Origin of the sequence: Aeromonas sp. QDB63 (assembly GCF_027707425.1) — a bacterium.
GTDB classification, from domain to species: domain Bacteria; phylum Pseudomonadota; class Gammaproteobacteria; order Enterobacterales; family Aeromonadaceae; genus Aeromonas; species Aeromonas caviae.
The window spans coordinates 103,994-119,465 of sequence record NZ_JAPCIS010000005.1 but is presented as its reverse complement, the minus strand read 5'-3'; the positions used below and the strand labels follow the sequence as shown (position 1 = coordinate 119,465).

Annotated in this window: 16 protein-coding genes; 15 read left to right on the top strand and 1 reads right to left on the bottom strand. The window is 42.4% G+C overall.

Annotated elements, in window-relative coordinates; translation table 11 throughout:
* The first annotated feature begins 179 nt into the window (after positions 1-179).
* The 13 genes from PG879_RS05590 (at position 180) to PG879_RS05530 (ending at position 10,100) form a co-directional block, all read left to right on the top strand.
* On the top strand, positions 180-704 hold the full coding sequence (locus PG879_RS05590) for an H-NS family histone-like protein (protein ID WP_270829885.1): 525 nt from the start codon (positions 180-182) through the stop codon (positions 702-704).
* Between the two features lie 223 nt (positions 705-927).
* Positions 928-1,287, top strand: coding sequence for a hypothetical protein (locus tag PG879_RS05585; RefSeq protein ID WP_223954098.1), 360 nt, complete (start codon positions 928-930; stop codon positions 1,285-1,287).
* Between the two features lie 54 nt (positions 1,288-1,341).
* Positions 1,342-1,869: a hypothetical protein gene (locus PG879_RS05580; protein ID WP_223954099.1), complete on the top strand. Its 528-nt coding sequence runs from the start codon at positions 1,342-1,344 to the stop codon at positions 1,867-1,869.
* 1,037 nt (positions 1,870-2,906) lie between these two features.
* A complete protein-coding gene (locus PG879_RS05575) occupies positions 2,907-3,104 on the top strand; it encodes a hypothetical protein (protein WP_270829884.1) in 198 nt (65 codons plus the stop codon).
* A gap of 151 nt (positions 3,105-3,255) precedes the next feature.
* On the top strand, positions 3,256-3,984 hold the full coding sequence (locus PG879_RS05570) for a helix-turn-helix domain-containing protein (RefSeq protein ID WP_270829883.1): 729 nt from the start codon (positions 3,256-3,258) through the stop codon (positions 3,982-3,984).
* An 11-nt stretch (positions 3,985-3,995) separates the two neighbouring features.
* A complete protein-coding gene (locus PG879_RS05565) occupies positions 3,996-4,430 on the top strand; it encodes an XkdF-like putative serine protease domain-containing protein (RefSeq protein ID WP_270829881.1) in 435 nt (144 codons plus the stop codon).
* 72 nt (positions 4,431-4,502) lie between these two features.
* Positions 4,503-4,760 carry a hypothetical protein gene (locus PG879_RS05560; protein ID WP_270829880.1) on the top strand — a complete coding sequence of 86 codons (258 nt, stop codon included), beginning with the start codon at positions 4,503-4,505 and terminating at the stop codon, positions 4,758-4,760.
* A gap of 191 nt (positions 4,761-4,951) precedes the next feature.
* Positions 4,952-5,359 (top strand): hypothetical protein, encoded by a 408-nt coding sequence (locus PG879_RS05555; RefSeq protein WP_270829879.1) that lies wholly within the window; start codon positions 4,952-4,954, stop codon positions 5,357-5,359.
* A gap of 11 nt (positions 5,360-5,370) precedes the next feature.
* Positions 5,371-7,155 (top strand): hypothetical protein, encoded by a 1,785-nt coding sequence (locus tag PG879_RS05550; RefSeq protein WP_270829877.1) that lies wholly within the window; start codon positions 5,371-5,373, stop codon positions 7,153-7,155.
* Between the two features lie 731 nt (positions 7,156-7,886).
* Positions 7,887-8,237 carry a hypothetical protein gene (locus tag PG879_RS05545; protein ID WP_223916638.1) on the top strand — a complete coding sequence of 117 codons (351 nt, stop codon included), beginning with the start codon at positions 7,887-7,889 and terminating at the stop codon, positions 8,235-8,237.
* Positions 8,238-8,287: 50 nt separating this feature from the next.
* Positions 8,288-8,608 (top strand): hypothetical protein, encoded by a 321-nt coding sequence (locus tag PG879_RS05540; protein WP_270829875.1) that lies wholly within the window; start codon positions 8,288-8,290, stop codon positions 8,606-8,608.
* 67 nt (positions 8,609-8,675) lie between these two features.
* Positions 8,676-9,695 (top strand): major capsid protein, encoded by a 1,020-nt coding sequence (locus PG879_RS05535; RefSeq protein WP_263720512.1) that lies wholly within the window; start codon positions 8,676-8,678, stop codon positions 9,693-9,695.
* Between the two features lie 240 nt (positions 9,696-9,935).
* Positions 9,936-10,100 carry a hypothetical protein gene (locus PG879_RS05530; protein ID WP_155395929.1) on the top strand — a complete coding sequence of 55 codons (165 nt, stop codon included), beginning with the start codon at positions 9,936-9,938 and terminating at the stop codon, positions 10,098-10,100.
* A gap of 1,534 nt (positions 10,101-11,634) precedes the next feature.
* On the opposite strand, the gene PG879_RS05525 is transcribed toward PG879_RS05530, so the two are convergent.
* Positions 11,635-12,114 (bottom strand): cell division inhibitor, encoded by a 480-nt coding sequence (locus PG879_RS05525; RefSeq protein WP_270829874.1) that lies wholly within the window; start codon positions 12,112-12,114, stop codon positions 11,635-11,637.
* Between the two features lie 234 nt (positions 12,115-12,348).
* On the opposite strand from PG879_RS05525, the gene PG879_RS05520 reads away from it, so the two are divergent.
* Together PG879_RS05520 and PG879_RS05515 are read left to right on the top strand one after the other, a co-directional pair.
* Entirely contained in the window at positions 12,349-12,546 is a 198-nt protein-coding gene (locus PG879_RS05520; RefSeq protein WP_005323525.1) for a DUF4250 domain-containing protein, read from the top strand.
* A gap of 393 nt (positions 12,547-12,939) precedes the next feature.
* Positions 12,940-15,414 (top strand): glycogen/starch/alpha-glucan phosphorylase, encoded by a 2,475-nt coding sequence (locus PG879_RS05515; protein WP_010674895.1) that lies wholly within the window; start codon positions 12,940-12,942, stop codon positions 15,412-15,414.
* Positions 15,415-15,472: the final 58 nt, after the last annotated feature.

The window sequence follows — 15,472 nt, the reverse complement described above, 5'->3', positions numbered from 1 at the left end:
ACAAGAGGTTATCAACAATCAGACTGTTTGTACCTATGAGAATACACGGGGGCAGATCATCACTCGAACACACAAACCTAAAAAGCAATGTTCAAAGCATATCAACATAGATAGAGAATAATTATTTTAATTTTTAATTTTTAATTGCCCTGTTGATTTTTTTATGAACTTATGAATTAATGTTGAAGTTGAATTTTTTTATTTTCGGAGACTCTAAATTGAACACACAACAATTGGAAAGAAACGTAAACATTAGTGTTGTTTCAAAAGCACTCTTGTCCCGTGACGTTTTGCGTCAGGCTTTAGCAGATCTGGACGTCTTTGATCTGGATGGTGTTGTTGAGCGTGTGACTTCGTTGGTTCAAGAGCGGAGAGAGCAAGAGAAAGCAGCAGGCATCGAAGAGATTAAAGCCAAAATGAAGGCATTGGGTGTTGATTTGAGCGACCTACAAGGCAACACACCAGCAGCACACAAGCAACCTAGAAAATCTAGTGGTTCGAGAGCTAAAACTGTAGAGGCAGAAATTAAGTATAATGAAACAAGTTATACAATTAAAAGTGCGGGAAAAGGCGATCCCAAAACAACAGAGCTATTTGAATTGATTGGGTTTAAAGGAAAGAAAGGAGACTTTATCAAGCAAGCCCAACAGGGCGAGTTTGTTGATAAGGGTGTCGAGTTCGTTCGGATCGTTGAAGATGCTTAATGAGCAACAAAGAACACAGTTACTTTGCCTAAAGCCAAACGATGCAAGAATTATATTAAATTGAATTAAATAATAGATAGAGGCGTTTTTAATTATATTAAATTCATTTTATTTGTAATTTTTAAACTCGTTGACACACAACATAAGTATATATTAGTCTCTTGGAGTCCTTCGGGGCTCCCTGTTTCATGTGAGATAGGGAACACAACACAAGAGGTAATAAATGCCAACAAATAAAATTGAAATATATAGTGCCGATGGGGAGTTTCTAAAGGGATATGAAGATGTTTGTGGTCATGACCGCTTAAGAACGCTATTTAATTACGTTTCTGAGCAAGAAGGTTGGAACACATTATTAGAAGAGATAGGATACATTAAGGGGGCAGTGAGAGGGACTGAACGGCCTGATTTGAAACATCTCGAATTGATAGCCCAAAATGAAAGCACAGCGAAATCAAACATTATTCAAGCGTTTTTGAATAATGGCATTGGAGAAATTATATTTATAGGTAGGAATAAAGAGTACCTCTCTATAGTTTACCAAAATAATTTGTTGATATTGAATGGGCCTCTGGATTACTAGAAATCAGGGCGATCTCGATGGTCGCCTAATCACACGTTATAAATAGGTGTCTTGATGACTATAGAAGAAGCAATTGCCAATAATATTGGAAGTGTTATCACTGGGTCTGTAGCTATATTAACTGCATGTATAACGGCAGGGGTTGCCGTGTGGGTATCTAGTATTAATCACGACAGGGCTGTTGCAGAAGCGAAGAGAAAGGAAAATATTGAGAGGCTGGAAAATCTTTATATTAGCTTTGAAAGTTGGTCAAGTACTCTTCTGAAAATTTATGTCAAAGTAAGCTATCAATTTAAAGGGATAGCAACCGCTGATGATACAAATAAGTCTATTGATAATATGAAGGAAAAACCAGCAGACTATATTGCATTAATAAATGCTACGATTAACCTACATCACAGGAGTTTGTTGCCATTATTTGAGAAAGTAACCACGCAACAACTAAATCTTGGCCAGTTTTTGTTGGGAGAAAGAAAGTCTTCTGTATTGAATAAATTTATTGAGGAGCAAAAGAAATTCGATGAAATCTGTAATGAATTTAAAAATGCTATTGTACTAGAAATGAACAAACTCACTAGGTAACGCACCCATGTGCGAGACTAGGTAACGCATACGTCTGCGTAGGTAGTGACGCACCCGTGTGCGTAGGGGTGACGCAGATATGTGCGTCGTAAAAGAATAGATATAATAAAAGAATAAAAGAAAAGATATTAAAAGAATAATAGGGCTCGCCCTTGTCTGTTGTCGCTTATGCTCAACATCCAATGTCGTCCCGCTTCGCTTGTGGTCGCCCTAAACACAGTCATGGAATGATAATGTAATGATTGTGTTATTTCTTATTTTATATATTTAGTTAGATAAGAAAAATAACCACTAACAATACATTCGCTATCACTCATTCCTTGTTGTGGTTTATAAGAATAGATAACACAAATATTATGTTCGTGTGCCACTCACTCCATACTTGTGTTTAAGGAACACATGGAATGATAATGTAATGGGTTTCTTATTATTCTTATAATATATAAAAGAATATATAACAAACTCAATACGCTAACGCTTCATGAGTCTGTTATGGACAGCAAACACAAAAATATATGTGTTGTGTTCAACATTGATATTATATTGTTGGTGTTCAATATAAAATATATGTGTGATAGGCGATAGCTATTGTTGTTGGTGTTCAAGCGTAGCTAATACAGCCTGTATGGTACTGTATTCAATTATATTGTGTTGGTGAATACACTGGCAGCCTGAAAGGCTCAGAAGCTCGTATAGAGCGTTATAGAAGGTTTGGTGTGTTATATTAAGTCTGCTGTGTTAATTGAGTCATAAGGCTCGGCACCTCTGGTGCTATTGTTGTATATAGAGGGCTTGATTCGAGTTTGACATTTAAATTTTTTGTGTGGTATACTGAGTAGGTGAAAATTATTTTCAAAAATGCTTGAATTTTTTAATTTATTATGGTAAACTATAATTATACAATCGAGAAAGGAATTAAAATCTAATCTTGTTTGTATTCCACTGACTATTTAGTCACGACACATTCACTAAAACTTATGCTTTCATACCTGTATGAACGGCAGGTTTTTATTTTATCTAAATAAGAGGGAGATATAGTGTATAGAACAGTAGAGCAAGCAACAACCGCGATGTTAGCAAAGTATGAAGATATCCGCAAAGCAATCCAGCGAGCCCAACAATATTGCCATAAGGCAAAGAGCGAGGAATCCTTCGATTTCTGGGTAAGTGTTGAAAGGGAACTTCAGAAGTTGAAACCGAAGAAACAATTTAAATTTAAAACTAAAGAGGAATAATCATGAGTAGCAAAATGAATCTAAATATCCCTGCTGAACTTGTTACATGGCTTGATGAGAACAAAGGCCACCGCTCCCGAGCTGCCTTCATTGTCCATCTACTACACATTCTAAAAAACAAATAACTTAACGAAACGAAACGAGGAACAACATGAGTAAACCAAAGGCACCACCCCATTTTCGCGCATATGATGAAATCTATAAAATTAAGAAGGTTAAAGGTTTAGTATTTAACCTGAACCATAAATCGGTTTATTGTTTTCTTCTTAATTATCATTATATGACTGGTAAAATCTTTCCATCATACAAGCATATACAAGACGGCTTGGGTATTGGCAGTGATAATACAGTTAAAAAATACCTTGATGAACTTGAAGAAATGGGTTTGGTGGAATCCACAAGCAGGAAAGGAACCTCAAAGACCTATAAAGTTGTGTCTCTTGAAGAATTTGAGGCATTAGGCAATACAGAACAGCAGCAGACAAGAAAACAACCAAATAAAAATTTACACATTAACGAAGATGGTGCGCAAAACAATAAAGGTTGGGGTTATGAATCTGGAAATGAAGCTAAGGTTGATACTGTTGAAGTTGCAACTAATTCAAATTCACAAGGATATCGAAATGAGCAAATTAGAAATGTTGGTGTGAGACAAGAAATAAAGCAAGATGACTTGCCTGATCCCTTCCTTGATGATTGCGGTGTGTCCCATGATTCTGGATTTGAAGAATACAGCCAGCCAAAAACTATAAAATCCGTAAAGCCAAAAGATAATGCTTATGATAATGGGTATGGCCGCAAGTGCAGCCAGTGTTACCAGCAACCTAATGGCGACTGGGATTGCCGTGATAGTTATTGCAATAATTACTTACCGTTTTAACAAGAGGAATAATGATTAAAAATTTTAAACAAATAGTTTTGAAAGCAATAAAGCAAGAAAAACAAGAAGAACGAATCAGTGTTGAGGTGGTCTATGTTCCAGGTGAACAGGAACGAGATTCACACGGCCAATGGATGAGCAAGGCAACAGTTGCCGCCGCCTGCAAAGACTTCAACGACAATCTGCACAATATCTCCCCTAATTTGTACCACATTAGCAACACAAATAAATTTGAAATTTTGAAAAGTTGGGTGCAAGAAGAAATTGATGTTGTGGCAAATGGTCAAACCATCCCAGCAGGCACTTGGCTTGTTAAACTTCGATATTCACCTGAATTGTGGGAAATGAAGAAGGCAGGCAAGCTGCAAGGAGTTTCAATTGGTTGTCGTGGTGTTGTAGACCAACAGACGGGAGAAATTACCGATGTTTCTTTTAGTCCGGATTAATTAAAGATGAAGAAACAATTTAAAAGAAATCGCCTATTCTACTATCTAACTAAATAAAAAAGAGGAACAAAAATGAAATATGAAGAAATGCTGAAAAATATAGGCCACCAGATCACAAAGGCATTGAACGAAAAAGATGATGAAAAACGTTCAGAGCACAAATACAACCTTTTAGAACAACTTGAATATCTTATTGAGTTTAGCAAGGGCCGAGATCGTATTGTGTTGACTACCGCAGCCTTTATCGACCAGTGTACTAATGGTGAATGCCAAGAACTAACAACCGCTCTGCGAGATAGTGTGTTTAAAATGGAAATTTCACAACAATAAATTATTTAGTTATCCATTCTTTAATATTTTATAAATCCCCTTCAGAACCCCTCTAAATCGCTTAAATTTCAATTCTTGTGGTATTCCATAGGCTACCCCATTGCCTATTGCTTAGAATTTATTATAGAGCATTATATGAAGTTATAGAGGGGGTTAATAAATAACAGCATAAAATGAATATAAGGAAAAATATGAGTATATTTTATGATGAAAACCTCGACCTGCCGGAACAGGTATCTAAACCTGACAGCTTTAAAAAAGGTAAACAAGCATACCTGAAACGACAGAACGGGCATTTAAATAGGCAATTAGAATACTATTGTCACAAAGAACTACCGATCATAATTGGTTACTATGCTTATTCTAAGAATGTTAAAGGCCATATCCATAATTTTGTAACGTGTGAAACAATTTGTTTGCTAACAAACAGGGTGTTGCCCACTGATCACCCCTTTAGTGTTCTTGCTAAACGTATTGTTTTACAGGGAAGGTTGGAGCGAGTTTCATATTATTTGGGTTCGTATAAACCCTTAGATTCAGAACTTCAGGATAAGATTAAAAACAAGCGTGAACAACGCTACAACAAAAATAAAAAATAACAGAGGGATAAATGACAGACGTTGTAATTTCAAAGATTTTAAACCAAGTCTCTTTCAAAATTGATAATAAATCATGGAAAGATGCACAGAATAAAATTAAACGCCTTGCCGGAATGTGGCACAAGAGCAGCCAGGGATTTTCAAAGGCTATGGAGCAGGGTCGTAGGGCCTCTACTTTGCAAGCTAAGGCGACTGATCGACAGACACGGACAGAATTAAAGGCATATCGAAACCGAAAGACAACTATCAAGGCAGACCAAATCAGGCATGGTGATCTGATTAAAAGCAATATTGATTTTCGCAAGCAACTTCAGAAAACAAATTGGGAGTTTTTGAAAGGGAGCCTTAGCGCAAAAGAACGTGCAGCAACAATCGGAGCCTTAACAAAACAATATAGGCAGCTTAACAGCGCCGCAGGCCAGTACAACAAGCACAGTCAAAGCATGGGCACGATCAAAGGGGTTAGCAGGGGCCTAGGTGCAGTGACCCGCCTCGGCGTAGCTGGTGCGGCTGCTGGGGTCGTCGGCGGTGGATTCGTTGCACAGAACCAGTACAACAAAATCAAGGAACAAGGCCAAGATTTTGAAGGGATGAAAATTAGTTTTCAAAATACATTCGGAGACCGCTGGATCGAAATTAGCTCGATTGCTCGCAAGATCGCTGATGACGCTGGCGCCGATATTTTAGAGACTGGTAAAGCTCTAACGAACTATGTCAGCATTGTTAAATCGTTAGGGATAGAGACAGATCAGGCCATCGAACTGTATAAAAAACAAAGTAATATGACAGCCTCTTATGGCATGTCGAAAGATCAGGTTGCTGGTTTCCAGTATGGCCTTATGCAAACACTGGCATCTAATACCCTTGAAGATTTTAAACAGGCTATGGACTGGACACCGCAAATAAAAGCCGATTTGTTGAAGTTTGTAAAAGATACCATGGGAATTTCACAAAAAGAGTTCATGGGAAACCTCACAAACGGAAAATATAATTTTAAAGATATTTGGCTAAAGTTTGTTGAAGCTACATCACCAAAATACGCACAGATGTCAGCCAAATTCAAATCTTCAAGCATGGCTCAGGATGCACGAGTTGGAAATGAGCTAAGTATTGCAATTTACAGAATCTTTGAATCATCAGGGTTTAAATCTGCTATGCAAGCAGGAGCTAAAATTGTTCAAGATTGGGCGAAACTACTAGAGTCAAATGCAACAAAGATCGGAGAAATATTCGGCAACTTGTATACTATTGTTGGGCAGTTAAGCAAGCAGGGTTTTGAAGATCTTTCTAAGTGGCTTCAAGAATTGACAGCAGATGATATTAAAACCTATTTTAAAGATATGAAATCAAGTGTCTCTGAGTTTTTGCTGGCGCTTAAATCATTGGCTGCCTTCATTAATGACGTATTACCTGATCGTTTTGTTTCCCACAAGCAATCTACATCTGTGCCTGAATCCCAACGCAAAAATTATGATGCGGATACTTATGGTAAGGTTTATGTGCAGAAGGAAAAAGAGCTATTGCAAAATGGTTTAGACCCCAGCGCGGCTGCCAGGGGAGCTGAAAAGTTTGCATTGAGTCAAGCACTAAAGATCCCACAACCAACAATTCCGCAGAGTGCTATCTCTTTCAATGCTCGGGGTTCAAGCTTTAATGGTGGTGGTGTTCCATCTAATTTTTCAGGAAAATTAAATCTTAAAATTGACGCGCAGGTCAATAAAGACGAATTTAATAATTTTGTTGATTTTAAGATTCATGATAATAATATGATGCAATTAAATTTACTGACTGAGTAAATTATATAATAATTTAAAAAATAAGCCAAATTTGGTTGCTAACTATTGAATAATTTGTGTTTTTATGATAACATAGTATTATAAGTTGAATTAAGTAATAGAACTCAAGACGCTATTATCTTCGATTCATTTATAACTTCGATATAATTAATATGGGCTATCCTTCAGCAAGATAGCCATATATTTCTTTAAATGCTTTAGTTTAGAGTATTTAAAGAAGAATAAGAGAATTGAGCCTCTTTTGTTCCTCCGTTAAAACTAATTGCTTTTATTGTAATACGAGTTGCGATTTGAGTTAATTAGTCTCATAAGGCCGAGCTTAAAAACCTCGGCTTTATTAGTATGGATTGTGCAGTAACACAGCCTCATATTTTAATGTCTGAATTATTCTGTTAGATATGAATGTTGAATATTTAACAAAATCATTTAGCTTTACCTCACATTTTTGCTTTAATGGTTTCATTCCTCTCTTGTTATTTTCTTTAGTTTTACTCATTACTCCTCCTTGGTGTATTTAAAAACGGCAGTCTGCAAAGGCTGCTTTTTTATTGCATAACTACAGCCATACTTGGCTGAAATAATGAATTTAATTGAAAATAAATCAGGAAATTACAAACAAATAAAATTAATAGGTGGCTATGCCTTTATTTATAAGGGTTTAGCACACATGTTATTTTAAATAAATAAAACAATTAAAATAATTAAATCAAATTTAAATATTGGGAGTCAACATGAAACCCGAAGACAAACAAAAGATCAGTAGCTTTTTGTATCCTAACAAAACATCAAAAGATGTTAACAAGGCAGAAAGCGATTCTAAGACATTTCATCCGCACCTTGCGGTTTGCCATTCAGAAAACCCTCCGGCAAATAACCGCACTCAACCAATTATCTTGAAAACAAAAGACGTCACTAAATCTGTTAGTTATGGTTATACAGACGAACAAGTAAAAAAGGCGTTTACATCGTTCCTTCAAGATTCTGAGATGGTTGATGTTCTTTTTAATCAGTTCGTTTCAGATGCAGAAAGTTACAACGATATCATCACTATTTTAAACAATGGTGGATATTTGAAATCTTGATTGTTTTGAAACTAAATAAAAAATACAAATAATAATATAAGGAAAATAAAATGCTGAAAGGTATTGAAGCCCTGAGCCGCCGTGACGTGCTTGCTTACTCCCTTGATTCAAATTGGGAAGTTATGACCGTTGAATTTGCCACTGCACCTACTATTGACCTCAAGCCGGGTGCTTGTGTTGACGCAAATGGAGCACTTGTTGTTACTGGCAGCACTGTTTGTTATGTGATTGCCGATGGTTGCGAAGCTGGCGCTAAATATGCTGTTGTTTTTGATCGTCTGTGTGCATTGAAAAAAGAAAGCCTCTATTGCACCGATAAAACGAAAGCACTCCAACTGATTAAAGCCGCAGACAAAATCCGTCTAGTTTAATAATAATAATCAATAGTGCCGTAAGGCACCGAGGCTCCCGCCTCAATTAAGAATAGGAAAACACAACATGAATATTTCAGATTATAATTTTGTAGACTTCTCTGATGCTTTCGAGGATAGCGGCATTCGTAAACGACTCCTAACACAAATGGGGCTGTTTCAACCTTATGGCCATTCCTCTCCTAATTTCTCTTTTGACATTAATCTAGGTAATGACCAAAACAATGCCGATCCTGTTATGCGACATGGTAGCGAATGGGATTACACTGTGAGGTCTCTTGCGAAACTTCAGAATATGGAGCTGCCCCACTGGGCATTCCAAGATGCTGTTCGCCCCGCTATGTGGCAAGGCAAGCGCCGCCCTGGCTCTGCTGAACAAATGACTGCGGAAGATGTGATTGCCGATCTCGGCATGAATCAGCGCCTTAAACAGGGCCGAATTCAAGAGAAGTATTTCGCTGATTGTCTGTTTCATAACAACGTTAATGCAAAATATACTCAAGAAGAACAGGTAGATAACCAAGTTATTGTTGGTAAGAATCAACAAACTATGAATATTGACCTTGGTGATGCAACATCTGACCCTGACACATTTGTAATGAAGGTTCAGCGCACAATTAAAAAGGAACTAGGCGACCGTGCAGACTTCCTAACTAAAATTGTTTGCTTTGCTTCTCCTGATTACTTTGACGCTTTCCGCTCCCATCCTAAAGTTCGTGAAGTGATTCTGAATGGCGGTGTTGATGGTGCAGTTGTAGAGCATGTAATGGGTTCTTATGCTGAAATCGCTGCTGCTTATCAGATGTTTGTTTATGGTGGTGTGCTGTTTATCTGTGACGATTATGCAGATCACGGCATTGTAAACAATACAGCCTATTATGTGCCTGTGCTGGGTGCGCAATCTAAGGTCTATACCAAACACTATGGCCCCGCTGCTCGCCAGTTTGAACTTGCTAATCAAGGCCCCCAAGAGGTGTTTAGTTATATCGTCAAGGACAAATATAACATGGTTGATACCTGTACTGAATTTAGTATGTTGCCAATCAACCTCATGCCTAACGCTGTAGTTAAGTCAACTAATGCCTAATGAGGCTCCGAAAGGGCTTCAATTAATATAGATAACGGGGGACAATTTGATTTATTTTAGGTTGTCCCTTTCATTGTTAACTATATTGTTTTGTTGTTGGATATGGTTAGGTATATTCCAATTGTTTGGTTTTGTTTTGCCACCATTTATAATTTACACTATATATACTTTGTTTGTAAAAGATTAATAATAGCATCTTCGATGCCAGAGGCCCTATGGCCTCATTTTTAAGGGGATATTATGACAATTAGAGTCACCGTTGAACAACTTACCAGCGAAGGCTGGGCTACTGTTACAAAAACAACCAGACTTGAAGATATTAAACGATTTATCAACCTGTCCAAACTTGCGGATATTATGGGGTTGAGTCGAGGCAAATTTCGATATCGTTATGAAAAAGATTGATAGTGTAAAATTGAAATTTAAATTAAATTCTTAAAAGGCTATCTGTTTATCAGGTGGCCTTTTTCTTTTATGGCACTATTAAAATATATTAAATTCAATTTAAATCAATTAATTCGATTTAATTGTGAAATTTCCAATTGAGTCTACTTGTGTTGGTTTAGCACAATACCATATTTACACAATACACCCCAAACCCCGCTGTAACCCTTGATGCACAAGGCTACAACCAAATTTGGTTGTAGCAATAAATATCAATCTGATTACAAACCTATCAACACCAATATATTATTTGCTGTTAAATATGCCCTCTGTAAGCCCTGTATATACCGAAAAAAAGATTTTAATTCATTTATTGAGGCCACAAGGGCCTCGGACAACTTTAGTTGTCAATTGGCTATTGATTTTATCTATTTGACAATAGAACCCTCCCCAAAACAATTTGCTCGAATGACTTTAAAATATCATAAGCATAAATAATCAATAAATTATGCAATAGCGCCTTACGGCAATTGTTATCCACAACAATAGACTTATCCACAATCACCCATCATTCATGCCTTTCAGCCTGTTCTGTCCTGCTTCTTCTCTATCTTCTGCAAGTCACACAACATGGTGCCTCAACGGTAGCCACATAAACCATTGTTGTTATTGGTGTTTGTCTGCCTGTTGCCTCACATGTGCATACATCTAGTATTTGGTCAGCGTTTATTGCCGATTCAGATTTCCATCTTTCTTGTTATCTCTAACACATGTCCATTCTAAATGGTTGCGTTGAGCAACCTTCTATTTATTCAATAACTATTCTGTGCTCTAGCACGTCTGTAGCCCACTTGTAGCACGTCAATTCCCCTGTGAGAGGGTACTTTTGTTTCCTGTGAAACCATGTAAGGGGTTAAAATTGTGATTTGTTAGGCAACTGTGTTTTTATACAGTTTCAGCCAAACTTGGCTCACCCCCATACATCAAGGCATACAGGGCAGGGGAGTTGATTCGCTTGTTGTGTTCGTAATCTGTTCGGTGCCCTTATGGCCCTCTTGGGTGAGATTCTAGGGCCGAATATTCATGGATTAAGTGGGTATTAAAGGCGATTTTTTGTGCTTGTGAGAGATGAAAAGTGTAGGCACGTAGTGTATAATTCACTTGTGAAAGAATGAGTTAAGTTACTGATAGGCCTACTGGTATTGCTTGCAATCCTCGACCCTGAAAGGGGAGTGACCGCCAAAATTGCCGAGCTGGAGACCAAGCTGGCTTGATCAATCGGACTTCGATGCAAACGGAGGGCGATTAGCCCCCGTACAGCAGCATGTTGAAAGGCGACCCTCGGGTCGCCTTTTTTTGCGGGCCCCATTTGACGGTCTGGGCCTGAGCAAATTTACTGCTGCTGTGCTGCTGTGCTGCTGTGCTGCTGTGCTGCTGTGCTGCTGTGCTGCTGTGCTGCTTTGTCTTTGTCTTTGTCGCCATGGCATCCCGGGTCGGAAGCCTGGATAACCCGGTGGGCAATGCCGGCGCATTGGCTGTCACGCCGAAGGGGCGATCAGTGGTTCAGGTAGATATCCTGGCCGCCGTAGCTCAGTGCCCCACCCAGAGGGGTTGCGGGCTCGAAGAAGCGGGTCAGGACACCGGCACGCTGGCCCAGGGTGCTCAATGTGCTCCGGTCCAGGGCGACCTGTTCGGGCAGCCAGGTCAGCACGGCGGCGCAGTGACCATTGATCAGGCTCTGCTCCAGCAGGCGCTGCCAATTCTTGATCTTGGGGGCGTGCACGACAAGCACCCTGGCAGGATTGATCCCTCTGGCCTGCAATTGCGCGGCGGCGGGCAGACCGGGCGGGGCGACGAGCAGGATCCAGCCACTGTCAGACTGACTCAGTTGCCCCAGGGCATCCAGCAGCGGCGCTTCCTGATGGAGAGTGCCGCGCCGCTGCTCTTGTCCCATCTTGCTCTGATGGCGAGTGGGCCAGGTGGTGATCAGACCGGCAGAGGAGGAGGGGGGGCAAAGATTCAGGGGCTGGCTCATATGTCGTTCCTGTATGAATAACCATGCTGTATGCGCATACAGTAGTTCTGTTCGCAAGGAGTGACAAGTCATTTGTGGCTAAAAGTGTGAGCCGATTAACAGGAGATGAGTTTAACTACATGATTAAAAAGGATATTTATATCTTCCTTATACAGGGTGTTTTTTAACCTGTAGACAAACTTCGGGTCGGCGCTCATGGTTATACAGTCCTGTATAGGGAGAGGAGGGAGCGAGATGGACGTTAGTACCTTGCAACGACTGGATGCGAACATTCTGCTCGGGATCATCAACGAGAAGCTGCGGCTGGAGTGTGATGGTCTGGAAGAGCTGCTGGCTTACTACGACATGACAGAAGATCAGCTGGCTACACGTCTGCAACAGATCGGGTATCACTACGACCCTATGAGCAATCAGTTCAAGGCACATGGTTAATTGAAATCAAAGGGTGCTCCGATTGGGGCATCCTTTTTATTACCTGACGAGGGGGTGTGAATTGAAAGCGCTTTCAATTTCTCCCTAGTCGGCGGTTATTTTCACGTATTTTCAGTCACAGGCAATCATTGAAAACCTATTCATGAAACTATCTTTTTTGTTTTCTTATATCACTATGATTTAAAACGAAATTTATATTTCATTCAGGCTGGCTAAAGGAAAGGGTTTTCATGGTGAAACTGTCATTTTTATGCGTTAAAGTGTGACTCACGTTAACTTTTAAACCCTTGGCTTTAGCTAGTATGCCCCCGCCGGAGCATATTCTGAGATAACAACAGCGCCGGTCCACCCGATGGGATGACATTTTTTATTTGTAACGAAGGAAAATGGTTTATGGCTACCAAGAAGAAGACAGACCAGGATCTCCAACTGGATAAAGATCAGCTCAAGGCGAGTATCGTGCGTCACCTGCGTTCTACCTTGGGTACAAGCGAACAGAAAGCCTCTCCGGATGCCTGGTGGAAAGCGACCGCTGCCGCCGTCAATGAACAGGTGTACGAGCGCCTGACCCGTACTCAGCAGGCTCACTTCAAGAAAGATACTCGTGCGATTCACTATCTCTCTGCTGAATTTTTGATGGGGCGTTTGACCTCCAACAACCTGCACAACCTCTCCCTCTACAAAGTCTGTGAAGAGGCGCTGGGTGAACTTGGTCTGGAACTGACCGATCTGTGTGAACAAGAGCCTGACATGGCCCTTGGCAACGGCGGCCTGGGTCGTCTGGCTGCCTGCTTCATCGATTCCCTGGCCACTCTGAACTACCCGGCGGTGGGCTATGGCATCCACTACGAGCACGGCCTGTTCCGTCAGGAAATTCAGGATGGCCGTCAGATCGAGCGTCCGGACTCCTGGCGCGAATATGGCAACCCCTGGGAGATCTGCCGCCCGGAATCGGTGCAGGAGATCCCGCTCTACGGCTACGTGGAGACCGTCTTTGGTGACAAGGGTGGCCTGAAGAAGGTGTGGCACGCCGGTCGCAAGATCAAAGGGGTGCCCTGGGACATTCCGGTGGTCGGCTTCGGTGGTCACACCGTCAACATCCTGCGTCTGTGGGAATCCCGCGCCTCCGAGTTCTTCGACTGGGACGTGTTCAACGCCGGTGGTTATATCGACTCCCAGGCCGAGAAGGCCCAGGCCGAGACCATCTCCAAGGTGCTCTACCCGAACGATGAGACCGACGCCGGCAAGGAGCTGCGCCTGATCCAGCAGTACTTCTTCTGCGCCTGCTCCATCAAGGACATCATGCGTCGCTACAAGCGGGTGCATGGCAGTGACTTCAGCAACTTTGCCGCGCAAATCGCCATCCAGCTCAACGATACCCACCCCACCGTGGCCATCCCCGAGCTGATGCGCGTGCTGGTGGACGAAGAGGGGCTGAACTGGGATACCGCCTGGGGCATCTGCTATCAGGTCTTCTCCTACACCAACCACACCCTGCTGCCGGAAGCGCTGGAGAAGTGGTCCGTCAGCCTGTTCGAGAAGGTACTGCCCCGTCACCTCGAGATCATTTATGAAATCAACGCCCGCTTCCTGAACGAGCTGGTGGAGCCCAAGTGGCCGGGCAACGATGCCATCAAGGCCAAGCTCTCCATCATCGAAGAGGGTGACGTGCGCAAGGTGCGTATGGGCAACCTGTGCGTCATCGGCTCCTCCAAGGTGAACGGCGTGGCCGAGATCCACTCCAAGCTGGTGAAGGAAGATCTCTTCCCCGAGTATGCCGAGCTGTGGCCCGAGAAGATGTGCAACGTCACCAATGGTGTGACTCCCCGTCGCTGGCTGCTGGCCTGCAACCCGGAACTGGCCGAACTCTACAACGAGGTGGTGGGCAAGGAGTGGCCGCTGCAACTGGACAAGCTGCGCAGCGTGGTGAAGTTTGCCGACGACAAGGCGTTCCAGCAGCAGTTCATGACCATCAAGCGCCACAACAAGGAGAAGCTGGTCAAGGTCATCAAGGCGGAAACCGGCATCGACGTGAGTGCGGAGGCGATCTTCGACGTCCAGATCAAGCGTCTGCACGAGTACAAGCGCCAGCAACTGAACCTCATCCACATCATGGCGCTCTACCGTCGCCTGCTGGCGAACCCGGACTATGACATGCATCCGCGGGTGTTCATCTTCGGCTCCAAGGCGGCGCCCGGCTACAAGCTGGCCAAGGACATCATCTACGCCATCAACAAGCTGGCGGAGCGGGTCAACAACGACGCCCGTATTCAGGGCAAGCTGAAAGTGGTGTTCATGCCGAACTACCGCGTGAGCCTTGCCGAGAAGCTGATCCCGGCGGCGGATGTCTCCGAGCAGATCTCCACCGCAGGTTACGAAGCATCCGGTACCGGCAACATGAAGATGGCGCTGAACGGTGCCATCACCATCGGGACGCTGGATGGAGCCAACATCGAGATCGCCGAAGAGGCGGGTGCCGAGAACTGCGCCATCTTCGGTCTGAATGTGGACGAGGTGAAGTCCCTGAAGGTGCGCGGCTACAACCCGTATGACTTCTACTACGCCAACTCCGAGCTGAAAGCCGTGCTGGACTGGTTTGATACCGACTACTTCACGCCGGGTCGTCCGGGTGAGCTGGCCTCCATCAAGCGCTCCTTGCTGGAAGGGGGAGACCCTTACCTGACACTGGCGGATTTCGAGTCCTACTCCGAGGCGCACAAGCTGATCGATGCCTGGTACCGGGATCCGGCCCTGTGGGCGAAGAAAGCCATCATCAACTCTGCCACCATGGGCAAGTTCAACTCCGACCGCTCCATCCAGGATTACGTAGACCGTATCTGGAAACTGACGAGCTGCAGCGTCGGCTGATGTCTGCTCCTGTGAAAAACCCCGCGATGCGGGGTTTTTTTTCATCTGTCGGGCTGAG